A 22,297-nucleotide genomic window follows, 5' to 3' on the forward strand; every position below is an offset into this window, starting at 1 on the left:
CCCGATGCGCTCTCTTACCCTCCATCTGAAAGTCCTGATCACCGTCCTGGTGCTGCTGGGCGTGGCGGTCACCGCTTATCAGATCTTCTTCCTCGGCATCCCGGTGACCGAAGACGAAACCGACGACCTGTGGAATATCGACGCCAAGGTCGAGTTCGTGGCCAGCACCAAGGACCCGGTCAAGGTGCAGATGTTCGTGCCGCCACTGAACCGCGACTACGTCAGCCTCAACGAGAGCTTCATCTCCAACAACTATGGGGTGAGCGTCAACCGTGCCGACGGCAACCGCAAGGTGACCTGGTCGGCACGCCGCGCCAGCGGCAACCAGACGCTTTACTACCGCCTGGTGCTGACCAAGCGCTACAGCAACGAAAAGACCACCATCAAGGGCCCGACCTTCCGTGACAGCCTGGCAGTCGACGGCCCCGAGAAGATCGCCGCCGAAGCCCTGATGGCGCCTATCCGCCAGCATTCGGCCGACGTTGAGACCTTCGTCAGCGAAACCATCAAGCGGGTCAACAACCTCAACGACGACAACGTCAAGCTGCTGCTGGCCGGCGACACCTCGGCCATGAAGAAGGCCCAGGTCATCGACCTGCTGTTGTCCATCGCCCACGTGCCGATGGAAAAGGTCCACACCATCCGCCTGGTCGCCGACACCCCGCAGACCCCAGAGCTGTGGCTGCGCAGCTTCAACGGCAACGACTGGCTGTACTTCAACCCGGACACCGGCGAGCAAGGCCTGCCCAACGACCGCCTGCTGTGGTGGACCGGTGATGACAACCTGATCACCGTCGATGGCGGCAAGAAAGCCAACGTCACCTTCAGCATGAACAACAGCGAGATGAACGCCATCCGCCTGGCCAAGCTGACCGACGAGAACACCGACGCCGACTTCCTCGAGTACTCGCTGTACGGCCTGCCGCTGCAGACCCAGCAGACCTTCATGATCATGGTGATGATCCCGATCGGTGTGCTGGTGATCCTGGTGCTGCGCAACCTGATCGGCCTGCAGACCCTGGGTACTTTCACCCCGGTACTGATCGCACTGGCCTTCCGCGAGACCCAACTGGGCTTCGGGATCGTGTTGTTCACGGTGATCACGGCGCTGGGCCTGTCACTGCGCTCGTACCTCGAACACCTCAAGCTGCAGATGCTGCCACGCCTGTCGGTGGTGCTGACCTTCGTGGTGGTGCTGATCGCCGCCATCAGCCTGTTCAGCCACAAGCTGGGCCTGGAGCGCGGGTTGTCGGTGGCGCTGTTCCCGATGGTGATCCTGACCATGACCATCGAACGCCTGTCGATCACCTGGGAAGAGCGCGGCGGTGGCCATGCCATGAAAGTGGCCATCGGCACCCTGTTCGCAGCGTCCGTCGCGCACCTGCTGATGATGGTGCCGGAGCTGGTGTACTTCGTCTTCACCTTCCCGGCGGTGCTGCTGATTCTGGTGGGCTTCATGCTGGCGATGGGTCGCTACCGCGGCTACCGCCTGACCGAGCTCGTTCGCTTCAAGGCGTTCCTGAAGAAGGCTGATGCCTGATGTTCGGACTGATCAAGACCTGGAAAGCCCTGGAGGCCCGGGGCATCATGGGTATCAACCGGCGCAATGCGGACTATGTCCTGAAGTACAACAAGCGCCACCTGTACCCGATCGTCGACGACAAGATCATCACCAAAGAGCGTGCGCTCGCGGCCGGCATTCATGTGCCGGAAATGTACGGCGTCATCGAGACCGAGAAAGAGATCGAGAAGCTCGATGAAATCATCGGCGGGCGCAGTGACTTCGTCATCAAACCGGCGCAAGGCGCCGGCGGTGACGGCATCCTGGTGATCGCCGACCGCTTCGAGGACCGCTACCGCACGGTGTCGGGCAAGATCATCAGCCACGAGGAAATCGAGCACCAGATCTCGAGCATCCTTACCGGCCTGTACTCGCTGGGTGGTCACCGCGACCGGGCGCTGATCGAGTACCGGGTCACGCCCGACCAGATCTTCAAGAGCATCAGCTACGAAGGCGTGCCGGACATCCGCATCATCGTGTTGATGGGCTACCCGGTCATGGCCATGCTGCGCCTGCCGACCCGCCAGTCCGGCGGCAAGGCCAACCTGCACCAGGGCGCCATCGGCGTGGGTGTCGACCTGGCCACGGGGGTGACCCTGCGCGGCACCTGGCTGAACAACATCATCAGCAAGCACCCGGACACCACCAACGCCGTGGACGGCGTGCAACTGCCGAACTGGGACGGCTTCATGAAGCTTGCGGCCGGCTGCTACGAGCTGTGCGGCCTGGGCTACATCGGTGTGGACATGGTGCTGGACCAGGAAAAGGGCCCGCTGATTCTGGAACTCAACGCCCGCCCAGGCCTGAACATCCAGATTGCCAACGACTGCGGGCTGACCCAGCGCACCCACGCCATCGAGGCGCACATCGAGGCGCTGGCCAAGGACGGTGTGACCGAGGATGCCGAACAGCGCGTTCGTGTCTCGCAAGGGCTGTTCGGGCACGTGCATCCGCGCTGAAATTGCCGGGGCTGCTTTGCAGCCATTCGCAGCACAAGGCTGCTCCTACAGGTACCGCGCAGCCCTTCCCTGTAGGAGCAGCCTTGTGCTGCGAATGGGCAAAACACAATGTTGAATGTCGCGCTAACGCTAGGCGCATTTCCTACACAGGTCTACAATCGCCCTCCTCGCTTTTACATCGCCGTCCACACTGATGCCGACCTGTACGCTCCACCCCCTGCCCTACCAGCCTGACCCTGCCGCCTATTTCGCCCGCCTGCGCCAGGCGCCCGGCGCGATTCTGCTCGACAGTGCCCGCCCCGGCGCTGAACGCGGCCGCTTCGACTTGCTCAGCGCCTGGCCCGTGCAACACCTACAAGCCCACGAAGACGAGGACGGCCGCGCCTTCCTGCAACGGCTGCGCGCAGGGCTGGCGCAACTGGGCCACGCCGACTTGCCGGTTGGGGTGGAACTGCCGTTTGCCGGCGGCCTGATCGGCTACCTCAGCTACGACTTCGGCCGGCGCCTGGAAAACCTGCCCAGCCTGGCCCTCGATGACCTCGGCCTGCCCGATGCACAACTTGGCCTTTACCGCTGGGCATTGGTGACCGACCATACGCTGGCAACCAGCCAGCTGGTGTTCCACCCAAGCCTGGCAAGCGCTGAGCGCGAGCGCCTGATTGCCCTGTTCGAAGCCCCCGATTGTGCTGCAACTGGCGATTTCCACCTGCTGGCCAACATGACCGGCGACTTGAAGCCCGAGCACTACCAAGCAGCGTTCGACCAGGTGCAACGCTACATTCAGGCCGGCGATTGCTACCAGATCAACCTGACACAACGCTTCCGCGCACCGTGCCAGGGCGACCCGTGGCGCGCCTATCAGGCGCTGCGCAAAGCGTGCCCGACGCCATTCTCCGGCTACCAGCAACTGGCCGATGGCAGCGCACTGCTGAGCTTCTCGCCGGAGCGGTTCATTCGCGTCAGCCAAGGGCTGGTCGAGACTCGCCCGATCAAGGGTACCCGGCCACGCTCAAGCAACCCCGACCAGGATGCCCGCAACGCCGAAGAGCTGCTGCACAGCCCCAAGGACCGCTCGGAAAACTTGATGATCGTCGACCTGCTGCGCAACGACCTGGGCCGTACCTGCCAGATCGGCTCGGTCAAGGTGCCCGAGTTGTTCAGCCTGGAAAGCTACCCCAACGTTCACCACTTGGTCAGCAGCATCACCGGGCAATTGGCCACCGACAAGGACCCACTCGACCTGATCGGCGACAGCTTCCCCGGCGGCTCAATCACCGGGGCGCCGAAGATCCGCGCCATGCAGATCATCGACGAACTGGAGCCCAGCCGCCGTGCACTGTATTGCGGCTCGTTGCTGTACGTGGATGTGCGCGGCGAGATGGACAGCTCCATCGCCATTCGCAGCTTGCTGGTGAAGGATGGCCAGGTCAGCTGCTGGGGCGGCGGCGCAGTGGTGGCGGACTCCGACTGGGCGTCGGAATACGAAGAATCGATTGCCAAGGTGCGGGTGCTGATGGAGACCTTGCAACAGCTCTGATTCGGCGCCACAAGGCCTTTATGCCAGGCGTCTAACCCAGCATTTTTTGTTACCATCACCTCATTACGAGCGCACAGCGCCACAGCCAAGATGGAAACCGCCTGATGAGCCAACCCTTCGACGTCGCCGCCCTCGCCGCGACCTATGCCAACAAGTCCCCGCAAGACATCCTGAAACTCGCCTTCGAGCATTTCGGCGACGACTTGTGGATCTCCTTCAGCGGCGCCGAGGATGTGGTGCTGGTCGACATGGCCTGGAAGCTGAACAAACAGGTCAAGGTCTTCAGCCTCGACACCGGCCGCCTGCACCCGGAGACCTACCGCTTCATCGACCAGGTCCGCGAGCAGTACAACCTGCCGATCGAGATCCTCAGCCCGGATCGCAGCAAACTCGACCCGTTCGTCAAGGAAAAGGGCCTGTTCAGCTTCTACAAGGACGGCCACGGCGAGTGCTGCGGCATCCGCAAGATCGAACCCCTGCGCCGCAAACTGGCCACGGTAAGCGCCTGGGCCACCGGCCAGCGTCGCGACCAGAGCCCAGGCACGCGTAGCCAGGTGGCGGCACTGGAAATCGACAGCGCCTTCTCTACGCCCGAGCGCACCCTGTACAAGTTCAACCCGCTGGCACAGATGAGCAGCGAAGAAGTGTGGGGCTACATCCGCATGCTCGAGCTGCCCTATAACAGCCTGCACGAGCGCGGCTTCATCAGCATTGGCTGCGAACCGTGCACACGCCCGGTGCTGCCGAACCAGCACGAGCGCGAAGGCCGCTGGTGGTGGGAAGAGTCGACCCAGAAGGAATGCGGCCTGCACGCCGGCAACCTGATCAGCAAGGGCTGATCGACAGGTAAAGAAAAACCGGCCCACTGGGCCGGTTTTTTCATGCTCGAATGGCTTAGTGCACCGGCAGCTCGACGCCTTCGAACAGCTCTTCAAGCTCTTGCTTGTTATGGCACTGGATGGCTTTGGCCATCACTTCGCGGGTCAGGTGCGGGGCGAACTTCTCGATGAAGTCGCACATGAAGCCGCGCAGGAAGGTGCCACGGCGGAAGCCGATCTTGGTGATGCTGGCCTCGAACAGTTCGCTGGCATCCAGGGCCACCAGGTCGCTGTCGAGCTTGGTGTCGACGGCCATCTTGGCCACGATGCCCACACCCAGACCCAGGCGCACGTAAGTCTTGATCACGTCGGCGTCGGCGGCGGTGAACACCACTTTCGGCGTCAGGCCGCGATGGTTGAAGGCTTCGTCCAGCTTGGAACGGCCGGTAAAACCGAACACGTAAGTGACGATCGGGTATTCGGCAACGGCTTCCAGGGTCAGCTTCGGCAGCTTGGTCAACGGGTGCCCCTGCGGAACCACCACGCAGCGGTTCCACTTGTAGCACGGCATCATGATCAGGTCGCCGAACAACTCCAGCGCCTCGGTGGCGATGGCGAAGTCGACAGTGCCATCAGCGGCCATCTCGGCAATTTGCATCGGCGAGCCCTGGTGCATGTGCAGGGCCACTTCCGGGTACTGCTTGATGAAGCTGCTGATCACCGGCGGCAGCGCGTAGCGGGCCTGGGTGTGCGTGGTGGCGATGGACAGGGTGCCCTTCTTCTCGTTGGAGAATTCCTGGGCGATCTGCTTGATGCTCTCGACCTTGCGCAGGATTTCGCCAGCGGTATTGATGATGCGCTCACCTGCCGGCGTGACGCGGGTCAGGTGCTTGCCGCTGCGGGCAAAGACTTCAACGCCCAGCTCATCTTCGAGCAAACGGATCTGCTTGCTGATACCTGGCTGGGAGGTATACAGGCTCTGCGCCGTCGCGGAGACGTTGAGGTCGTGGTGCGCCACTTCCCAGATGTAGCGCAGTTGTTGAAGCTTCATAGGTTTCCCTCGGTTCAGCGGTGAGTCAGCGGCAGCAGGCAGCGACGATATATAACTATATTAGTGGTTCTGGAAATAAATCTAGAACTATTTTGTTACACGCGCCCCAGTAATAGCCCACGGCCAGCTTCACGTTTTCCTACGTCCCAGGTGCTGTGCAAGCGGCACCATATACACCGGCACAGGCGACAACTGCAGCAACCGCACCGCCGTTCGCCCCAGCGGCACATCAGCGCCCGCGCCGGCACTGTGGCTTCCGAAAATCAGCAAATCGACGCTCAAGCGCTGCGCCTGGTCGAGTATGACCTGGGCAGGGTCACCCTGGCGCACACGCACCGCCTTGATGACCGCAAGGTCCGCCTCCTCGCCCAGTTCATCGCGAAAATTTTCCAGCACGCGCTGTTCGATATTGGCCATGACCGTGTTGACGCCCTGGCTGTGCAACTGGTCAAGCGTCTGCTCATCGAGATAGCTTTGCAGCAGCGACTCGGCGAACTGGCCCATGGGCTCCACGGCGTGAATCACATACAACTCGGCATTGAACGTGCGCGCCAATGCCAGGGCGTGCTGCATGACAAAAGGGGCGTAGACACCGAGGTCGGTGGCGTACAGCATGGAGCGGATCATTCGACCTCCTCGACTGCCGCTGCGGCAGAGCAAGCTTCAGCTTAGCAGCGCGCCGCACGCACGCTTTGCCGTCCGGCGTGCTGCTGGCGCGGGCCGCAGGAGGCGTCAGATGGGGCGTGTATCGCGGCTGATGAACGACAGCGCCTGGTACAGCATCTGCATGCGCGGCAAGCTGCAGCCCGCCGCCCGTGCGCGCGCCAGCGGCTCGCCATAAATGGCCTGAAGCTCCAGCGGGCGCTGTTGGGCATGGTCGTGGTACATGCTTGGCCAGTAGTCGGGCATCCGTTCGGTGACCTGGAACAGATGCTCGGCATACCCCTCGGGCAGCACATGGCCACACGCTGCAGCGCCTTGCACCACCTCGTCCATCAACGCCTGGATCAGCGCCCGGCTATGCGGGGCGGCCATCAGCGGCGCGGTGCTGGCGCCGAGCAACACCGAAAGCCCGTTATACGGCACGTTCCACACCAGCTTCTGCCAACGGGCCTGGCTCAGGTTGTCCATGGCCTGCGAATCGATACCCGCCGCCTGGAACAGCCCTGCCCCCTCCTTGACCAGCGCAGCACCACCCTCGCTTGCCGGCCCACTGTGATAGCCCAGGTTGACCGCACCCAGTGCCTGATGGCGGATCACCCCCGGGGCCTGGCGATTGACGCAAATGAAGCACAGGCCGCCGAGCAGGTGCATGTCGTCGCGCAATGCCGGGCGCAGTTGCTCCTCCACGCCCAGGCCATTCTGCAGTAGCACCACGCGTGCGTCAGGTGCAGCGGCCTGCACGATCAGCGGCGCCAGCTGGTCGTTGCTGGTGGCCTTGGCGCCCACCAGCAACCAGTCGCATTTTGGCATGTCGACAACATTGGCATACGCCTGAACCTGCATCTGCAACGGGCCATGCACGGCACTTTCAAGCACCAGCCCCTGGTCGCGCACCACCTCGTATTCGCTGCGCAGCAGGAAGTGCACGTCGAAACCGGCCCGCGCCAGCATCAACCCATAAAAGCCGCCGATGGCACCACTGCCGATGATCCCGATACGTGGTTTGCGCGGATGCATGCCGATCTCCAGGTAAATGTCAGAGCGCTTTTTTACACCGGTTGCAGCCCGCTGGGCACCCCAATCGCGCAACGGCGCCGCCAGCACGGGAAAATCCCTGCCCTGACGGGCCAAAGCCCATTGTCGCGCCACCTGTAACGCGCTAAGGTTCGGCTCCCCGCTGCGAACATTCTTGCTGCTGGGCCGCACGGGGATTGCTGGCGGCCGGCACCCGTGACCTGACGAGTAACACGATGGCTGATTTACCGATCGACGACTTAAACGTTGCCTCCAACGAGACCCTGATCACGCCCGATCAGCTCAAGAAGGAAATCCCCCTCAGCGCCACGGCCCTGCAGACCGTGACTGCCGGCCGCCAAGTGGTGCGCGATATTCTCGACGGCAAGGACCATCGCCTGTTCGTCGTGGTCGGCCCCTGCTCCATCCACGACATCAAGGCTGCCCACGAGTACGCCGAACGCCTGAAGGTATTGGCTGCGGAAGTGTCCGACACCCTCTATCTGGTCATGCGCGTGTACTTCGAGAAGCCGCGCACCACCGTAGGCTGGAAAGGCCTGATCAACGATCCGTACCTGGATGACTCGTTCAAGATCCAGGACGGCCTGCACATCGGCCGCCAACTGCTGCTGGACCTGGCTGAAATGGGCCTGCCGACCGCTACCGAAGCGCTCGACCCGATCTCCCCGCAGTACCTGCAGGACCTGATCAGTTGGTCGGCCATCGGCGCCCGCACCACCGAATCCCAGACCCACCGCGAAATGGCCTCGGGCCTGTCTTCGGCGGTCGGCTTCAAGAACGGCACCGATGGCGGCCTGACCGTTGCGATTAACGCCCTGCAGTCGGTGTCCAAACCGCACCGCTTCCTTGGCATCAACCAGGAAGGCGGCGTCTCCATCGTCACCACCAAGGGCAACCCTTACGGTCACGTAGTGCTGCGCGGCGGCAATGGCAAGCCGAATTATGATTCGGTCAGCGTCGCCTTGTGCGAACAGGACCTGGCCAAGGCCAAGATCAAGGCCAACATCATGGTCGACTGCAGCCACGCCAACTCCAACAAGGACCCGGCCCTGCAGCCACTGGTGATGGAGAACGTCGCCAACCAAATCCTCGAAGGTAACCAGTCGATCATCGGCCTGATGGTCGAGAGCCACCTGAACTGGGGCTGCCAGTCGATTCCGAAAGACCTGAACGAACTGCAATATGGTGTTTCGGTGACCGACGCCTGTATTGACTGGTCTGCGACTGAGAAGACCTTGCGCAGCATGCACGCCAAGCTCAAGGATGTACTGCCGCAGCGCCAGCGCGGCTGACAAAAAAAAGGGCCGCTAAGCGGCCCTTTTTTTTACAGGTTCAGACTTTGCTCGAATGACGCTGCTGGCGTTCCATGTAGCGTTCTACATAAGAGCACGACGGAATCACCGTGTACCCCATCTGCTCGGCATACTCCAGGGCCCGCTCGGTCAGCGCTGCGGCAATGCCACGCCCGCGCAGGGCGTTAGGCACGAAGGTGCGATAGATGTCCAGCGTCTGCTTGCCCAGATCCATGTACGTCAGATAGGCACGATGACCGTCCACGTTGGTCTCGAACTGATGACCGGCCTGGTCATGGTGGATGGTCAGCGCTTCGCTCATCACTACTCCTCGCAGGTCTTCTCGGCAGACCCATACCTTAACCGATGGTGGTTTATCCGGCACAGAATCCTCTACGCCACCTGTTGCCCCTTGGACCACAGGACGATTGCAATCGTTCTACCGTCGGGCATTCACAAGATAGTAGGCGCGGCAAGCAGGATTGCTCAAGGTGGCAACGGTTAAAAAACGGCAAAAAACGTCGCTAATGGACTCTTCCCATTACGCCAACAGCCGCCGGATGTTGTAGGGCTTAAGACGCTGAACGACAGACAAAGTCACCGTTAGTTCAACAAAAAAGTTCCCGTAGTACAGACGGTTGCGCCCCCTGTACGTTTTTTTCACAAACGCGTCGCAAATCTTGTCGGCGTGACCTGGAGCAACATTTTTTTTGCAGTTCTTGCGCTCTGTCAGTTTACTTACTACAAGTAATGGGTACTATGTACGCCGGCCAGTTTCTCTTTTCCGAGAGATGGCTCTTTAATAGAAAGTCCTTGAAGGGGAACACGATGAACAACGTTCTGAAATTCTCTGCTCTGGCTCTGGCCGCAGTTCTGGCTACCGGTTGCAGCAGCGTATCCAAAGAAACCGAAGCTCGTCTGACTGCGACTGAAGACGCAGCAGCTCGCGCTCAAGCTCGTGCAGACGAAGCCTACCGTAAGGCTGACGACGCACTGGCAGCCGCTCAGAAGGCTCAGCAAACCGCTGACGAAGCCAATGAGCGCGCTCTGCGTATGCTGGACAAAGCCAGCCGCAAGTAATAGTCCTCACGGATTGTTATGAAGCCGACCCACTTGTGGGTCGGCTTTTTTATTGCCCCGCAACACGCAGTGCACAAACGAAAAGGCCTGCACTAAGGCAGGCCCTGGGCAGCTCGCGAACGCTTACTGCAGTTCAGGCGGGATGCTCGAAACCATCGGCGCCGTACCCTGATTATCGACTGGGACGGCAATTTCGACGGGCATGCCATCTTCAGCGGCGACCACGTCACGCACCATGTCCCAGTTCATGCGCAGGTTGTTCGCCAGGTCTTCACGCTTGAGCAATGCATTGATAACCGCAGTGTGCTTATCCACCACCGACGGATTACCTTGATCGTCCAACGGCGTGTGCGCTTCGAGGTAGACCTTGCCAGCACTGATACCGAACTTGTAAGGCTCGTTGATGATGCGCACTGGGGTACCTACCGGCACCATCTTCGACAGCTCGACCACGTTGTTGTTGAGCATGCGGAAGCAACCGTGACTGGTGCGCATGCCGATGCCAAACTTCTTGTTTGAACCATGAATCAGGTAACCCGGTACACCCAGGGTGAACTTGAACGGGCCCAGCGGATTGTCCGGCCCGGCAGGCACCACGGTCGGCAGGATGTCGCCGTCGGCGGCGTGCTCGGCGCGAATCGAAGCGGGCGGGGTCCAGGTCGGGTTCGGGGTTTTGGCGGTGATCTTGGTATTGGCGATTGGCGAACCCCAACCTTCACGACCAATGCCCAGCGGGAAGGTGTACACCACGCTCTGCCCTTTCGGGTAGTAGTAAAGCCGGTACTCGGCCAGGTTGATGACCACGCCTTCGCGCGGCCCCGGCGGCAGCACATAGCGGGTCGGCAGGATGATTTCGGTACCGGCACCCGGCAACCAAGGGTCAACGCCCGGGTTGGCGGCGATCATTTCCAGGTAGCCAAGGTCGTTGGCAGTGCCGATATCGGCGAAGGTGTCTTCGTACTTTGCCTTGATCACCTGCACCTGGCCGACAATGTCTTCACCGGGGGGTGGCAATGGCAGCTCCAGCGCAGCAGCGGGGCCCGCTACCAGCAGGGCGGCCAGGGACAGGCTACGGGTGACGGCAGGAAAGCGCGGCAACATCCGGTAAATCCTTCGAAAGGTGGGTCAAGAGGATCGATTGTACACCCGCACCGATGCAAGCGGGAGGCATTGGCGTCACGCAAGCGTTTCAGATGATGAAAGGTGTGTCAGGTTTGGCATCAAAGCTGCGGCCACACCGGGCGCATGCCGCGCCGCTGGGCGTCGAGAATGGCGCGGCAGAGCGCGCACAGGCGGTCGTCGCGGTAGATCGACCGTTGCACCCCGGACCAGCGCGGCTGCGCGGGCAGCAAACCGCCGCACAAGGTACGGTCAACCGGCACGCCCAGCTCAAGCTGGCGGGCCGCCAGGTGGACGCGAATTTCCTGGCAGGCAAACAGGTCGAGCTGTTCGTCAGGCTCGATCAGTTGGTAGGCATAAAGGGACCAGGCAGGGCGCGGCATCGGGGGCTCTCGAAACGGGGGGCGCAACCTTAGCCGAAAGCCGGCCCCGTTTAAAGCGTCACAGCAAGGGTTTTATCGCCGGCCAGGCATTTTCCAGCAGGCGCTGCTGGGCACCTTGCGCAGGATGGATGCCATCAGCTTGCATCAGCGCCGGCACACCGCCCACACCCTCCAGGAAAAACGGCACCAACGGCACCTGTTTTTCCGCAGCCAACTGTTCATACACCTGGGCAAACGCCGTGGTGTAACGCACACCATAGTTGGGCGGCAGGCGCATCCCCAGCAGCAGCACCTTGGCACCCGCTTGCCGAGCGCTCTCGATCATCGAAGCAAGATTTTGTTGCAATTGCTGCGGCGGCTGCCCGCGCAGCCCGTCATTGCCGCCCAGCTCCAGCACCACCACCGCCGGCTTGTGCGCTGCAAGCAGCGCCGGCAGCCGCGCCTGGCCTCCTGCACTGGTGTCGCCGCTGATCGACGCGTTGACCACCTGATCATCGAAACCTTCGTCCTTGAGCCGGGTCTGCAACAAAGAGACCCACCCCTGGCGGCTATCCAGGCCAAAACCGGCGCTGATACTATCGCCAACCACCAGCACCGTTCCCGCCGTGGCGCTCTGGGCCAGGCAACACAAGGCCAGACCGGCACTCAACCACCACATTCGCATTGGATTCTCCATGGGCCCCAGCATTCTCGTTGCGCAGAACCTTAGCAAAGTGGTCCCCAGCGCGGAAGGCGATCTGACCATCCTCCACGCCCTCTCCCTCGATCTCGCCCAAGGCGACAGCCTGGCCATCGTCGGTGCTTCGGGCTCCGGCAAGTCGACGTTGCTCGGCCTGCTCGCCGGCCTCGATCAGCCCAGCGCCGGCAAGGTCATCCTCGCCGGGCATGACCTGGGCCCACTGGACGAAGACCAGCGCGCCCGTGTGCGCGCCGAGCATGTCGGCTTCGTATTCCAGTCATTCCAGTTGCTGGACAGCCTCAACGCCTTGGAGAACGTCATGCTGCCTCTGGAGCTGGACGGCCGCCGTGATGCCCGCGAACACGCCCGCACCTTGCTCGAACGGGTTGGCCTTGGCAAGCGCCTGAGCCACACGCCACGCCAGCTGTCCGGTGGCGAACAACAACGGGTGGCGATTGCCCGCGCGTTCGCGGCACAACCTGCCGTGCTGTTCGCCGACGAGCCCACCGGCAACCTCGACAGCCACACGGGCGAGCGCATCAGCGACCTGCTGTTCGAATTGAACAAGGAGCGCGGCACCACCTTGGTACTGGTCACCCATGACGAACGCCTGGCCAGACGCTGTCGGCGCCTTATCCGCCTGGACGCCGGCCGCCTGGTGGCCCCGGTGGAGGTCTGAGCCCATGACCAGCATGCCCTTCTCCCGATTGTGCGGCCTGGCGTTGCGCCAGTTGCTACGCGACATCCGCGCCAGCGAAGTGCGCGTGCTGTTCTTTGCCCTGCTGGTGGCCGTTGCGGCCAGTACGGCGATTGGTTACTTCGGTGCCCGCCTCAACGGCGCCATGCAATTACGTGCCAGCGAATTCCTCGGTGCCGACCTGGTGCTGCAAGGCAGCGCACCTGCCCGGGACGAACAGATCAGCGCAGGCAAGGCCCTCGGCTTGCGCCACGCCCAAGTGGTCGAATTCACCAGCGTGGTGGGCGGTGACAGCGGCATCCAGCTGTCCAGCGTCAAGGCCGCCGACGGCGCCTACCCCCTGCGCGGGCAAGTCCGCAGTGCCGCCGCCCCCTATGCCCAGGAAACCCCCGGGGGTGGCCCGGCGCCCGGGGAGGCCTGGGTCGAACCAAGGCTGCTGGCCGCGCTGGGGCTAGCGATCGGTGACAGCATCGACGTGGGCATGAAAACCCTGCGCATGAGCCGCGTACTGACCTACGAGCCGGACCGCGCCAACAACTTCTATAGCCTGACCCCGCGGGTAATGATGAACCTGGCGGACCTGGCGGCGACCGGGGTGATCCAGCCGGGCAGCCGGGTGTCCTACCGCGACCTGTGGCGCGGCGACGTCGAAGCGCTGGCCCAGTATCGCCAGGCCGTGGAGAAAAACCTCGCGGCCAACCAGCGCCTGCTCGACACCCGCGATGGCAACCGCCAGATCGGGGGCGCCCTGAGCAAAGCCGAGCGCTACCTGAACATGGCAAGCCTGGTGGCGGTATTGCTGGCCGGCGTCGCCGTGGCCATGTCGGCCAGCCGCTACGCCGCCAGGCGCCTGGATGCCAGTGCGCTGCTTCGCTGCCTGGGCCTTTCCCGTCGGCAGGCCCTGGGTCTGTACTGTGTACAGCTGGCCATGCTTGGCCTGGTGGCTGCCGTGGCAGGCGCCCTGCTCGGCTGGTTGGCGCAACTGGGCCTGTTCCGGCTGCTGCACGGCCTGCTGCCGAGCGTGGTTCCGCCAGGCGGTGTCGTACCCGCGTTGGCCGGCATCGGCACCGGGCTGGTCGCCCTGGCTGGCTTCGCCCTGCCGCCCATTGCCGCCCTCGGCCAGGTACCCCCGCTGCGCGTGCTGCGCCGTGACCTGCTGCCAGTGCCACCCAGCAGTTGGCTGGTGTATGGCGCCGCCTTGTTGGCCCTGGGCCTGATCATGTGGCGCCTGAGCCTAGACCTGCTGCTGACCTTCGCACTGCTGGGCGGTGGCCTGGTCGCGGCGGTGGTGCTCGGCGGCCTGCTGCTACTGGGCCTGCGCAGCTTGCGCCAACTGTTGGTCGGTGCCCCGCTTGCCTGGCGCCTTGGGCTCGGGCAATTGTTGCGCCATCCGTTGGCTGCCGCTGGCCAGGCCCTGGCTTTTGGCCTGATTCTGCTGGCCATGGCGCTGGTCGCATTGCTGCGTGCCGAGCTGCTCGACACCTGGCAGGCACAATTGCCCAAGGATGCCCCCAACCACTTTGCCCTGAACATCCTGCCGGATGATCGCGAGCCCTTCGCTCAGCACCTGCAGCAGGTCAATGCGGCCTCGGCACCGCTGTACCCGGTAACGCCCGGCCGCCTGATCCAGATCAACCAGCAACCGGTGCAGCAGATCGTCAGCAAGGACTCCGCCGGCGAGCGCGCCGTGCAACGCGACCTCAGCCTGACCTGGGCCGCCGAACTGCCCAATGGCAATGCACTGACGGCAGGCGAATGGTGGCAGGCACTGCCGTCGGGCGACGAGATACCGGGCGTTTCGGTGGAGGCCGAACTGGCCACGAGCCTGAAGCTGCAACTGGGTGACCTGCTGACCTTCGACATCGGTGGCCAGCAGCGCCAGGCCCGGGTCAGCAGCCTGCGCAGCGTGCACTGGGACAGCTTCCAGCCGAACTTCTACATGATCTTCCAGCCTGGCACGCTGCAGGGGTTGCCCACGACTTACCTCACCAGCTTCTATCTGGCCCCAGGCCATGACCTGGATGTGGTCGCGCTGTCACGGGCTTTCCCGGCGGTGACCATCCTGCAGGTTGACGCGTTGCTGGATCAGCTGCGCAGCATCCTTGCTCAGGTCACCCTGGCGGTCGAGTACGTACTACTGTTCGTCTTGGCGGCAGGCTTGGCGGTGCTGTTCGCCGGCTTGCAGGCAACACTGGACGAACGCATTCGCCAAGGCGCCCTGCTGCGGGCACTGGGCGCGGCACGGCCATTGCTGGTCAAGGCAAGACGTATCGAGTTTGGCCTACTGGGCGCAGCCAGCGGGTTGCTGGCTGCACTGGGTTGCGAGTTGATCACGCTGGTGCTGTACCGCTATGCCTTCGACCTGCAATGGAACCCGCACCCGTGGCTGCTTGTGCTACCGCTGGCAGGGGCGGTGCTGGTGGGGGGGGCTGGGGTGCTCGGCACGCGGCGGGCGCTCAATGCCAGCCCGTTGACGGTGTTGCGGGAGGGGTGAAAAAACTGCTACAGGAGCGTGATGCTGTTCACTTAAGAATGCTGGGGCCGCTCTGCGGCCCATCGCGGCACAAGGCCGCTCCCACATCGACCGCGTTATACCCCTAGGGCCGTTCCTACACGTAGCTGATGCTGTTGACGTACCAGGCCGCGTCGCCGGTCGGGGTCTGCACCACCACCTCGTCGCCCTCCTCCTTTTTGAGCAAGGCACGGGCCATGGGTGAGTCGATCGAGATGTAGTCGTTACGCCCATAGATCTCGTCATACCCGACAATGCGAAACTTCTTGGTCTCGCCCTCGTCGTTCTCGATCTCGACCCAGGCACCGAAAAACACCTTCCCTTCCTGCTCTGGCGAATACGCCACGACCTTTACATCCTCAAGGCGCTTGCGCAGGTACCGGACCCGACGGTCGATCTCGCGCAACAGCTTCTTGTTGTATTGGTAATCGGCATTCTCGCTGCGATCACCCAGCGATGCCGCCCAGGTCACCTTCTGGGTGATCTCGGGGCGGTAGACACGCCACAGGTGATCCAGCTCTTTTTTCAGGGCCTCATGGCCTTCGGTGGTGATGATGTTGGTGCTCAACTGCGTTCTCCTCAACGGCGGGTGATCAGGCCTTGACGAGCGATGCGGGTGAGATGGCCAATGACTTCGGCAGCCTCGGCAGAGGCCGGGGCCTGAATGACCGCCAAATCGAAACGGTCGTTGCCGTACTGCGCGAGATGGCAGCAGGTTTCGGTGAACTGGATTAGAAAGGCACGCGCCTGGCCCTTGCGACGTGAAAGGCCTTCGAGATGACGCAAAAGGGTAGGCTGATGCTGGCCACCGAGCAGGATGCGCGGTGTGCGGGAGGCCTCGTTTGCAGGCAACGGGCTCAAACAGACGCTAGTACGTGGGCTACGTGGGCAACTCATGGTGCTTCTCTCCGCCTCGCGAATCCCGCTGGGCAGCGGTGGGAGGCGTCACCGAACCAGCGCTTTAGCGGTATTTCGGATGACCCGGAGGGGGCCTCTCCTGCGCCCCGCAAGTAGCTGTTTAAATCGGCGCAGGCGGTATGCTAGAGCTACAAGCGCAAAGATTCAAGCCTCAAGCTGCACGATGCAGCTTGAGGCCCGGGGCCTGTCAGCGGGCGATCAGGCGGTCGAGGGAGAAGCGACCTGCACCTTCGATCATCACCGCCAGGGTGCCGGCCAGCAGCGCCAGGGCAAATTCATAACCGTTGTTGGCCATGAACAGGCCGTTGCCGATGTGCACCGAAAAGATCGCCACCACCAGGGTGACCGTCAGCGCCAGGGCCGCTGGGCGTGCCAGCAGGCCGATCACCAGGGCCAGGCCGCCGAAGAACTCGGCGCTGCCAGACAGCAAGGCCATCAGGTAACCCGGTGCCAGCCCGATGCTTTCCATCCACTGGCCGGTGCCCTCCAGGCCATAGCCGCCAAACAGGCCGAACAGCTTCTGCGCGCCATGCGCCATGAAGATGATGCCGACCAGGATACGGATCACGCTGAGGCCAGCGCCTGCACGGGTTGCGATCACTGCGTTGAGGGAGGTGGTGTTCATGATGTGGCGTCCTTGAATCCGGGAAGTTGTGTTGGAATGGCGCCATCATAATCAATTCAATGAATATGAAAATCGCAAAAACCCCAACATAACAATCAACAAAATCGATTTGTCAGCGCTTGGCTACTCGCTCCAGAACAGCACGCTCACGGTTGAACGCCAGGAAGTACTTGTTGACACTGTTGACGAAGTTGACTGGCCCCATGCCCACCTGCTCCATCGCAATACGCTCGGTCTGGAAGAACCACTGGTTGCCGTTGAGCCCCCGACGGCGGGCTTCGGCACGCATCGCCTGGACCCGTTCAGGCCCCAGGTTATAGGCCGCCAGCACAAACGCCATGCGCTCTCGCTCGTTGATCTGGGCACTGGCAAAGAACTTGCGCCGGATCAGCGCCAGGTAGCGGGCACTGGCTTGGACGTTGCCATCGACCGTGGCGGTATTGCTCACCCCGACCCGTTGCGCGGCCGACGGGGTAATCTGCATCAGGCCATGGGCGCCGCCCGTGCCGCGGGCCGATGGGTTGAGTGTCGATTCCTTGAAGGCGAGCGCGGCCAGGTTGAGCCAGTCGATCTGCTGCGCCTCGCCATGCTTCTGCAGCACCGCACGCACTGCGCTCAGCCGCTGCCGATCCTTGCTCGCCAAGGGGTTGTGTACGCGGTACTGGCGACGGTAGATGCGCTCGAACGCGGCATCCTGGTTATCCGGTGCGCGGTAACCCTGCAGAAAGCGATCGACGCTGGCCAGCAGTTGCGGGGCGTCGCGCCCCACGTACCAGCGCATGGCTTGCGGCGCCCCCAGGTGCACACGGCTGTCCAGGCGCAGACGCGGCATCACCCTGGCCCAACGCAGGGCAATCGGGCGCTCGACCACTGTCAGGTGATAGATACCGGCCTGGACCATTTCCAGCACGTCTTCCACCGCCAGGGTCGAGTCGACCCACTCCACCTTGATCGGCGCACGCTTGCGCAAGGCCAATTGCTGGTTCACCTGCTGGATCAAAGGCCCGGCGGCACTGGCACTGGTCAAGGCGACCGTACGCCCCGACAACTGCTCGACATGGCTGAAGCCGCGCTCGCCTTTGCGCCCGACCAGCATCAGCGGCACCTGGTCGAGCACCGGCGCGCTACTGCTGACGCCCCGCACCACCACCGGGTCGAGCAGTTCACCCGGGGCAGCCAAGTCCCCTTCGCCGCGCTGCAGGGCACCCAGCAACTGCTCTTTGGCGCGGGGGATGAGTTTCAACTGAATCTGCTGCCCATCGCCAGCCCGAGCATTCAGGTAATGCTCAAGCGCGCGCAGGCGATAGTATTCGATGCCGACCGGCTCGCCCTTGACCTCGCCAGAGCTGTTGCGGCTTTGATTGACCAACACCCGCAGCACCTTGCTGCTACGGATCTGCTGCAGGTCACGCAGCTTGCTGGGCGGGATATTTTGCTGCGGCCCTGGCAGGCGTGCGTGGGCAGCACCGGCAGTGGTCAGCCCAAGCATCAGCAGGAAGGTCAGCAAGTATCGCAGCATGCGAGAGCGTGTCCGAGGTCGGTGGGCGGCGTTCATGTGGCATCGCCGCTTCGTGATAAATGACGGCAGAAGACCACGGCAACAGCATGAAGTTCTTGGTTTTTTCCGAAAAACGCGGATTTTGCTATGCTGGCCGCCCCGCGGCACGAGATAGCACCATGCAACTGATCGATATCGGCGTCAACCTGACCAACAGCAGTTTCCACGACCAACAGGCGGCCATCGTCGAGCGCGCCATCGAAGCTGGCGTGGCGCAGATGGTCCTGACGGGCACCAGCCTGGCGGTCAGCGAGCAGGCGCTGGAGCTGTGCCAGCAGCTGGATGCAAGCGCTGAACACCTGTTCGCCACCGCTGGCGTGCACCCTCACGATGCCAAATCCTGGGATGCCAACAGCGAGCGTCAGCTGCGCCAATTGCTGAATGAGCAGCGGGTACGGGCAGTCGGCGAATGCGGCCTTGACTTCAACCGCGACTTCTCCCCTCGCCCGCTGCAGGAAAAGGCCTTGGAAGCTCAACTGGCGCTCGCTGCCGAACTGGGCTTGCCGGTGTTTCTGCACGAACGTGATGCCAGCGAGCGCTTACTGGCCATCCTCAAGGGCTACCGCGACCACCTGAGCGGTGCCGTGGTGCACTGTTTTACCGGCGAGCGTGAAGCATTGTTCGCCTATTTGGACATGGACCTGCACATCGGCATAACCGGCTGGATCTGCGATGAACGCCGCGGAACGCACCTGCATCCCCTGGTCGGCAACATCCCGGAAGGCCGCCTGATGCTCGAGAGCGATGCGCCCTACCTGCTGCCGCGCAGCCTGAGGCCCAAGCCTAAAAACGGCCGTAACGAACCGGCGTTTCTGCCGGAGGTGCTGAGGGAAGTAGCGTTGCACCGGGGCGAGCCCGTGGAGCACACGGCAGCCCATACGACGGCGGCTGCACGGGCATTCTTTCGACTAGTCTGAGCTGGCCCCTGCCCTGTTTTTTCTTGATACATATCAAGAATGCCTCTGTCGGGTGCAGGCACAATGATGGCACCTTGCCGATATTGTTTCCGCTCAACTCAGAGAAGACCTGCCCATGGGTGCCTGGCTTAGCAATGTTTCCCTGAAGTACAAGTTCTGGGCCGTCAACGCGGTGGCCTTTGTCACGACCTTGCTGCTGGTGCTCTACGCCGTGCACCTGGAGCAACGCGCCCGCGCCGACGCGGCCCAGGCGCAAGCTGCGGCACAAGCCCAGCTGCTGTCCGCCTGGCCTGCCGGGCAAGCGCTGCCCCGGCAAGCCAATGTCATCAGCTGGTTGCCGGGCCAGACGCCAAGTTTTGCTGGCGAACCGATCGAAGCCCTGCGCAATGCCCAGGGCTGGGTCGACCTGCCCGCCGCGTGGCTGCTGGGCGACAACCCGCTGCGCGGCGCCCAGGTGCTGCAACACGGCGACCAGCAGGTTGCCGTAGTGGCCCAGTCACCAAGCGTGCGCCAGGTGTTCTTCGAACGCTTCACCAACTACGCCGTGTGCGTACTGATCCTGATGCTGGCCATGCTCGGAGCTTCGCAGTTGCTGATCCGCTTCCTGCTCAGCCAGCTCAACACCCTCAAGGACGTCATGCTGCACGTGGAGAAGACCGGCGACCTGTCGGCGCGGGTGCCGTTGGCATGTGGCGACGAAGTCGGCCAGATGGCCGGGGCCTTCAATGCCATGCAGTCGACCTACCACCGTGTGGTCAGCACCGTGGCCCTCACCGCCGCGCAACTCGACGCCGGCGCAGCGCGCCTGGCGTCTAGCATGAACGACGTGCGCCACGGCATGCTCGGCCAGCAAAGCGAAACCGACCAGGCCGCCACGGCCATCAACGAGATGTCGGCCACGGTGCACCACATTGCCCAGCATGCCGGCGCTACCCGCGACCTGTCGCAGACGGCCGATACGCTCGCCGGCAGCGGCCAGGAAGTGGTCAGCCGCGTACAAGATTCGATCGCAGGGCTGTCCAGCGGCGTGCAGCAGACCGCCGAGATGATCCGCCAACTGGCCGAGGACAGCCAGAAGATCAACGGCGTGGTGGGGGTGATCCACAGCATTGCCGAGCAAACCAACCTGCTGGCACTGAACGCCGCCATCGAAGCAGCACGCGCGGGCGACTTGGGCCGCGGCTTCGCGGTGGTCGCCGATGAAGTACGCAACCTGGCCAAACGCGTGCAGACCTCGACCGACGAGATCACCACCATGGTCTCCGCGCTTCAGTCCGGCACCCGCGATGCAGTGGAGTTCATGCAGGAAAGCTCGTACAAGGCCGACGATTGCGTTAAACAGGCCCAGGCAGCCGGTGAGGCGCTGGCCGAGATTACCGGTGCAGTGGCGCAGATGCGCGAAAGCAATACCCAAATCGCCGTAGCTGCCGAAGAGCAAAGCCAGGTGGCCGAAGAAATGAACCGGGCGGTGGTGAGCATCCGTGATGTCACCGAACACACCGTGCAACAGACCGTCGGCTCGGCCACCACCAGCAACGAATTAGCGACCCTTGCTGGCGAACTGAACAAGGCCATAGGCCAGCTCAAGCTATAGTCACTTTAGCGTGTCACGATAGCCAGGCTCGATTGGCCCCCTCCCCGGGGCCGCACTAAGCTTTGGGCATGACCGAGAGGAAATGCCCATGAGCAAACGCCTGCCCAATCTGCCCGCCTGGCAATGGCGTGGCTATCACCATAACCATCGCCACCCGACCAACCTGGCGCTGCACCTGATTGCCGTACCTCTGTTCATTCTCGGTGTGCTGCTGGTGCTGTCCGGCCTGTTTGCCCTGGACCTGGGTCAGATTGCCGTTGGCATCATTTCTCTAATCGCTGGCCTGGGCCTGCAACGACACGGGCATCGACTGGAAGCGCAACAACCCGAGCCGTTTGCCAACCGCAAGGACGCCGTACAGCGCCTGCTGACCGAACAGTTCATCACCTTTCCACGCTTTGTATTGAGCGGTGCCTGGTGGCGGGCCTGGCGCGAACGGCACAAGCATCGCCACTGAAGGCTGTAGAGGACATCTAGGCGAAAACTGTAACCGTTTGGCGGCTTAGCGCCAGTAACTCGCCCTTTTCCGACCAGAGCGCGGCGGCGGCATGCCCATAACCATCACGCGCGTACTCGGTCTCGACGCAATAGCGGCACCAGTCCAGTGTCGACAGCTTTGGTGTGGGCTGGATGAATTCGATGGTCCAGGTCAGCGTACTGCCGGCTGCCGGCTGTTTCAGGTGCGGCAACAGGCTCGGTGGCCAAGCATCTACCAAAGCCAGCAGGTGAGACACGTTCAACGCTTCGTCGGCGATGTCGCGCAAGCGTACCCAGCCGCCCATCTGCCGTGAATCGTTGCCACTGAACGGCAGCCCACCCACCGCCCAGCGCAGGGCTACATGGCGCATGAATTCCGGGGTCACGCCTTTGATGTAAGGCAGCTCTGGGGCAGCTTGCTCCAGCGGCTTCATGGCAAACGCCGGTTGCGCCTGGATGTTGACCACCGAGGGGCGGCCTGCACCGAAATTGCCCTGTACCAGCGTCACCACCTGCCCTTCCTGCACCGCTCGGCCAAGCAAGGTACTGACAGCCTTGCCCTCACGCAGCACGTCGACCTCGAAACAAATCGGTACATCCGCCGCCGCAGGCGCCACGAAGCTGATGGCCAAGGAGCGCACAGGGCGGTCATCGGTCAACTTCAGGCGCATTGCCTCATAGACCATGGCAGCCATCAACCCGCCGAAGGCCGCGCGGCCCTGGGCCCATGTCGGGGGGACGGTTACCGATTCAGCATTCGCTCGCACGGCGTCGAGCAGTTCAGTGAAGTTCATCGCACGTAGGCTCCTGCAGCGTATCGAT

General features: G+C 62.8%; 23 protein-coding genes. 11 read left to right on the forward strand and 12 right to left on the reverse strand.

What is annotated here, in order from left to right; genetic code table 11:
• The first annotated feature begins 4 nt into the window (after positions 1 to 4).
• The 4 genes from OO306_RS12750 (at position 5) to OO306_RS12765 (ending at position 4,896) form a co-directional block, all read left to right on the forward strand.
• On the forward strand, positions 5 to 1,540 hold the full coding sequence (locus tag OO306_RS12750) for an inactive transglutaminase family protein (protein ID WP_027593924.1): 1,536 nt from the start codon (positions 5 to 7) through the stop codon (positions 1,538 to 1,540).
• Positions 1,540 to 2,520, forward strand: a complete 981-nt coding sequence (locus tag OO306_RS12755; RefSeq protein ID WP_027593925.1) for an alpha-L-glutamate ligase-like protein — start codon at positions 1,540 to 1,542, stop codon at positions 2,518 to 2,520. Before OO306_RS12750 ends, OO306_RS12755 begins: the two co-directional genes overlap by 1 nt.
• A 193-nt stretch (positions 2,521 to 2,713) precedes the next feature.
• Positions 2,714 to 4,057 (forward strand): aminodeoxychorismate synthase component I, encoded by a 1,344-nt coding sequence (gene pabB / locus OO306_RS12760; RefSeq protein ID WP_265968914.1) that lies wholly within the window; start codon positions 2,714 to 2,716, stop codon positions 4,055 to 4,057.
• Positions 4,058 to 4,161: 104 nt separating this feature from the next.
• Complete coding sequence (locus tag OO306_RS12765; protein ID WP_238210614.1) at positions 4,162 to 4,896, forward strand: phosphoadenylyl-sulfate reductase; 735 nt, start codon at positions 4,162 to 4,164, stop codon at positions 4,894 to 4,896.
• A gap of 55 nt (positions 4,897 to 4,951) precedes the next feature.
• On the opposite strand, the gene cysB is transcribed toward OO306_RS12765, so the two are convergent.
• From cysB to OO306_RS12780, 3 genes are all read right to left on the reverse strand, one after another.
• Positions 4,952 to 5,926 carry an HTH-type transcriptional regulator CysB gene (gene cysB, locus OO306_RS12770; protein ID WP_027593928.1) on the reverse strand — a complete coding sequence of 325 codons (975 nt, stop codon included), beginning with the start codon at positions 5,924 to 5,926 and terminating at the stop codon, positions 4,952 to 4,954.
• 129 nt (positions 5,927 to 6,055) lie between these two features.
• Entirely contained in the window at positions 6,056 to 6,553 is a 498-nt protein-coding gene (locus tag OO306_RS12775; protein ID WP_265968915.1) for a universal stress protein, read from the reverse strand.
• 105 nt (positions 6,554 to 6,658) lie between these two features.
• Positions 6,659 to 7,606, reverse strand: coding sequence for a putative 2-dehydropantoate 2-reductase (locus OO306_RS12780; protein WP_265968916.1), 948 nt, complete (start codon positions 7,604 to 7,606; stop codon positions 6,659 to 6,661).
• A gap of 233 nt (positions 7,607 to 7,839) precedes the next feature.
• Between OO306_RS12780 and OO306_RS12785 the strand changes: the two genes are divergently transcribed.
• The gene (locus tag OO306_RS12785) at positions 7,840 to 8,916 is read left to right on the forward strand and encodes a 3-deoxy-7-phosphoheptulonate synthase (protein ID WP_099429929.1); all 1,077 of its coding nucleotides are present in this window, start codon (positions 7,840 to 7,842) and stop codon (positions 8,914 to 8,916) included.
• A gap of 40 nt (positions 8,917 to 8,956) precedes the next feature.
• Here OO306_RS12785 and OO306_RS12790 read toward each other — a convergent pair whose 3' ends face one another.
• Entirely contained in the window at positions 8,957 to 9,238 is a 282-nt protein-coding gene (locus tag OO306_RS12790; RefSeq protein WP_025338432.1) for a GNAT family N-acetyltransferase, read from the reverse strand.
• Between the two features lie 506 nt (positions 9,239 to 9,744).
• On the opposite strand from OO306_RS12790, the gene oprI reads away from it, so the two are divergent.
• A complete protein-coding gene (gene oprI / locus OO306_RS12795) occupies positions 9,745 to 9,996 on the forward strand; it encodes an outer membrane lipoprotei OprI (RefSeq protein ID WP_003259780.1) in 252 nt (83 codons plus the stop codon).
• A gap of 123 nt (positions 9,997 to 10,119) precedes the next feature.
• On the opposite strand, the gene OO306_RS12800 is transcribed toward oprI, so the two are convergent.
• The 3 genes from OO306_RS12800 to OO306_RS12810 all read right to left on the reverse strand — a co-directional run bounded on the left by OO306_RS12800 (position 10,120) and on the right by OO306_RS12810 (position 12,162).
• The gene (locus OO306_RS12800) at positions 10,120 to 11,097 is read right to left on the reverse strand and encodes a L,D-transpeptidase family protein (RefSeq protein WP_085273233.1); all 978 of its coding nucleotides are present in this window, start codon (positions 11,095 to 11,097) and stop codon (positions 10,120 to 10,122) included.
• Positions 11,098 to 11,216: 119 nt separating this feature from the next.
• Entirely contained in the window at positions 11,217 to 11,498 is a 282-nt protein-coding gene (locus OO306_RS12805; protein ID WP_099453482.1) for a hypothetical protein, read from the reverse strand.
• Between the two features lie 58 nt (positions 11,499 to 11,556).
• Positions 11,557 to 12,162: an arylesterase gene (locus OO306_RS12810; RefSeq protein WP_027593934.1), complete on the reverse strand. Its 606-nt coding sequence runs from the start codon at positions 12,160 to 12,162 to the stop codon at positions 11,557 to 11,559.
• A gap of 10 nt (positions 12,163 to 12,172) precedes the next feature.
• Between OO306_RS12810 and OO306_RS12815 the strand changes: the two genes are divergently transcribed.
• Both OO306_RS12815 and OO306_RS12820 read left to right on the forward strand, forming a co-directional pair.
• A complete protein-coding gene (locus OO306_RS12815; RefSeq protein WP_027593935.1) occupies positions 12,173 to 12,856 on the forward strand; it encodes an ABC transporter ATP-binding protein in 684 nt (227 codons plus the stop codon).
• A 4-nt stretch (positions 12,857 to 12,860) separates the two neighbouring features.
• Positions 12,861 to 15,368, forward strand: coding sequence for an ABC transporter permease (locus OO306_RS12820; protein ID WP_099429930.1), 2,508 nt, complete (start codon positions 12,861 to 12,863; stop codon positions 15,366 to 15,368).
• 115 nt (positions 15,369 to 15,483) lie between these two features.
• On the opposite strand, the gene greB is transcribed toward OO306_RS12820, so the two are convergent.
• From greB to OO306_RS12840, 4 genes are all read right to left on the reverse strand, one after another.
• Entirely contained in the window at positions 15,484 to 15,954 is a 471-nt protein-coding gene (greB, locus tag OO306_RS12825) for a transcription elongation factor GreB (RefSeq protein ID WP_099429931.1), read from the reverse strand.
• A gap of 11 nt (positions 15,955 to 15,965) precedes the next feature.
• Positions 15,966 to 16,283, reverse strand: a complete 318-nt coding sequence (locus OO306_RS12830; protein ID WP_027593938.1) for a hypothetical protein — start codon at positions 16,281 to 16,283, stop codon at positions 15,966 to 15,968.
• A gap of 208 nt (positions 16,284 to 16,491) precedes the next feature.
• Positions 16,492 to 16,929: a DoxX family protein gene (locus OO306_RS12835; RefSeq protein ID WP_085273231.1), complete on the reverse strand. Its 438-nt coding sequence runs from the start codon at positions 16,927 to 16,929 to the stop codon at positions 16,492 to 16,494.
• Positions 16,930 to 17,041: 112 nt separating this feature from the next.
• Complete coding sequence (locus OO306_RS12840) at positions 17,042 to 18,448, reverse strand: transglycosylase SLT domain-containing protein (protein ID WP_265968917.1); 1,407 nt, start codon at positions 18,446 to 18,448, stop codon at positions 17,042 to 17,044.
• A gap of 158 nt (positions 18,449 to 18,606) precedes the next feature.
• Between OO306_RS12840 and OO306_RS12845 the strand changes: the two genes are divergently transcribed.
• The 3 genes from OO306_RS12845 (at position 18,607) to OO306_RS12855 (ending at position 21,455) form a co-directional block, all read left to right on the forward strand.
• Complete coding sequence (locus tag OO306_RS12845) at positions 18,607 to 19,404, forward strand: TatD family hydrolase (RefSeq protein ID WP_265968918.1); 798 nt, start codon at positions 18,607 to 18,609, stop codon at positions 19,402 to 19,404.
• Positions 19,405 to 19,519: 115 nt separating this feature from the next.
• A complete protein-coding gene (locus OO306_RS12850) occupies positions 19,520 to 20,998 on the forward strand; it encodes a methyl-accepting chemotaxis protein (protein ID WP_265968919.1) in 1,479 nt (492 codons plus the stop codon).
• An 88-nt stretch (positions 20,999 to 21,086) separates the two neighbouring features.
• A complete protein-coding gene (locus tag OO306_RS12855) occupies positions 21,087 to 21,455 on the forward strand; it encodes an Mpo1-like protein (protein ID WP_099453475.1) in 369 nt (122 codons plus the stop codon).
• Between the two features lie 16 nt (positions 21,456 to 21,471).
• Here the strand turns inward: OO306_RS12855 and OO306_RS12860 are convergent, their stop codons facing one another.
• Positions 21,472 to 22,269 carry an acyl-CoA thioesterase II gene (locus OO306_RS12860; protein WP_238210589.1) on the reverse strand — a complete coding sequence of 266 codons (798 nt, stop codon included), beginning with the start codon at positions 22,267 to 22,269 and terminating at the stop codon, positions 21,472 to 21,474.
• Positions 22,270 to 22,297 lie beyond the last annotated feature (28 nt).

Source organism: Pseudomonas sp. DCB_AW, assembly GCF_026240895.1.
Classification (GTDB): Bacteria; Pseudomonadota; Gammaproteobacteria; order Pseudomonadales; family Pseudomonadaceae; genus Aquipseudomonas; species Aquipseudomonas kermanshahensis.

What these genes read in the sequence shown, in the direction of transcription:
- OO306_RS12750 (WP_027593924.1), top strand. Translation starts at nt 5, where the DNA reads ATGCGCTCTCTTACCCTCCATCTGAAAGTCCTGATCACCGTCCTGGTG.
- OO306_RS12755 (WP_027593925.1), top strand. Translation starts at nt 1,540, where the DNA reads ATGTTCGGACTGATCAAGACCTGGAAAGCCCTGGAGGCCCGGGGCATC.
- pabB (WP_265968914.1), top strand. Translation starts at nt 2,714, where the DNA reads ATGCCGACCTGTACGCTCCACCCCCTGCCCTACCAGCCTGACCCTGCC.
- OO306_RS12765 (WP_238210614.1), top strand. Translation starts at nt 4,162, where the DNA reads ATGAGCCAACCCTTCGACGTCGCCGCCCTCGCCGCGACCTATGCCAAC.
- cysB (WP_027593928.1), bottom strand. Translation starts at nt 5,926, where the DNA reads ATGAAGCTTCAACAACTGCGCTACATCTGGGAAGTGGCGCACCACGAC.
- OO306_RS12775 (WP_265968915.1), bottom strand. Translation starts at nt 6,553, where the DNA reads ATGATCCGCTCCATGCTGTACGCCACCGACCTCGGTGTCTACGCCCCT.
- OO306_RS12780 (WP_265968916.1), bottom strand. Translation starts at nt 7,606, where the DNA reads ATGCATCCGCGCAAACCACGTATCGGGATCATCGGCAGTGGTGCCATC.
- OO306_RS12785 (WP_099429929.1), top strand. Translation starts at nt 7,840, where the DNA reads ATGGCTGATTTACCGATCGACGACTTAAACGTTGCCTCCAACGAGACC.
- OO306_RS12790 (WP_025338432.1), bottom strand. Translation starts at nt 9,238, where the DNA reads ATGAGCGAAGCGCTGACCATCCACCATGACCAGGCCGGTCATCAGTTC.
- oprI (WP_003259780.1), top strand. Translation starts at nt 9,745, where the DNA reads ATGAACAACGTTCTGAAATTCTCTGCTCTGGCTCTGGCCGCAGTTCTG.
- OO306_RS12800 (WP_085273233.1), bottom strand. Translation starts at nt 11,097, where the DNA reads ATGTTGCCGCGCTTTCCTGCCGTCACCCGTAGCCTGTCCCTGGCCGCC.
- OO306_RS12805 (WP_099453482.1), bottom strand. Translation starts at nt 11,498, where the DNA reads ATGCCGCGCCCTGCCTGGTCCCTTTATGCCTACCAACTGATCGAGCCT.
- OO306_RS12810 (WP_027593934.1), bottom strand. Translation starts at nt 12,162, where the DNA reads ATGCGAATGTGGTGGTTGAGTGCCGGTCTGGCCTTGTGTTGCCTGGCC.
- OO306_RS12815 (WP_027593935.1), top strand. Translation starts at nt 12,173, where the DNA reads ATGGGCCCCAGCATTCTCGTTGCGCAGAACCTTAGCAAAGTGGTCCCC.
- OO306_RS12820 (WP_099429930.1), top strand. Translation starts at nt 12,861, where the DNA reads ATGACCAGCATGCCCTTCTCCCGATTGTGCGGCCTGGCGTTGCGCCAG.
- OO306_RS12830 (WP_027593938.1), bottom strand. Translation starts at nt 16,283, where the DNA reads ATGAGTTGCCCACGTAGCCCACGTACTAGCGTCTGTTTGAGCCCGTTG.
- OO306_RS12835 (WP_085273231.1), bottom strand. Translation starts at nt 16,929, where the DNA reads ATGAACACCACCTCCCTCAACGCAGTGATCGCAACCCGTGCAGGCGCT.
- OO306_RS12840 (WP_265968917.1), bottom strand. Translation starts at nt 18,448, where the DNA reads ATGCTGCGATACTTGCTGACCTTCCTGCTGATGCTTGGGCTGACCACT.
- OO306_RS12845 (WP_265968918.1), top strand. Translation starts at nt 18,607, where the DNA reads ATGCAACTGATCGATATCGGCGTCAACCTGACCAACAGCAGTTTCCAC.
- OO306_RS12850 (WP_265968919.1), top strand. Translation starts at nt 19,520, where the DNA reads ATGGGTGCCTGGCTTAGCAATGTTTCCCTGAAGTACAAGTTCTGGGCC.
- OO306_RS12855 (WP_099453475.1), top strand. Translation starts at nt 21,087, where the DNA reads ATGAGCAAACGCCTGCCCAATCTGCCCGCCTGGCAATGGCGTGGCTAT.
- OO306_RS12860 (WP_238210589.1), bottom strand. Translation starts at nt 22,269, where the DNA reads ATGAACTTCACTGAACTGCTCGACGCCGTGCGAGCGAATGCTGAATCG.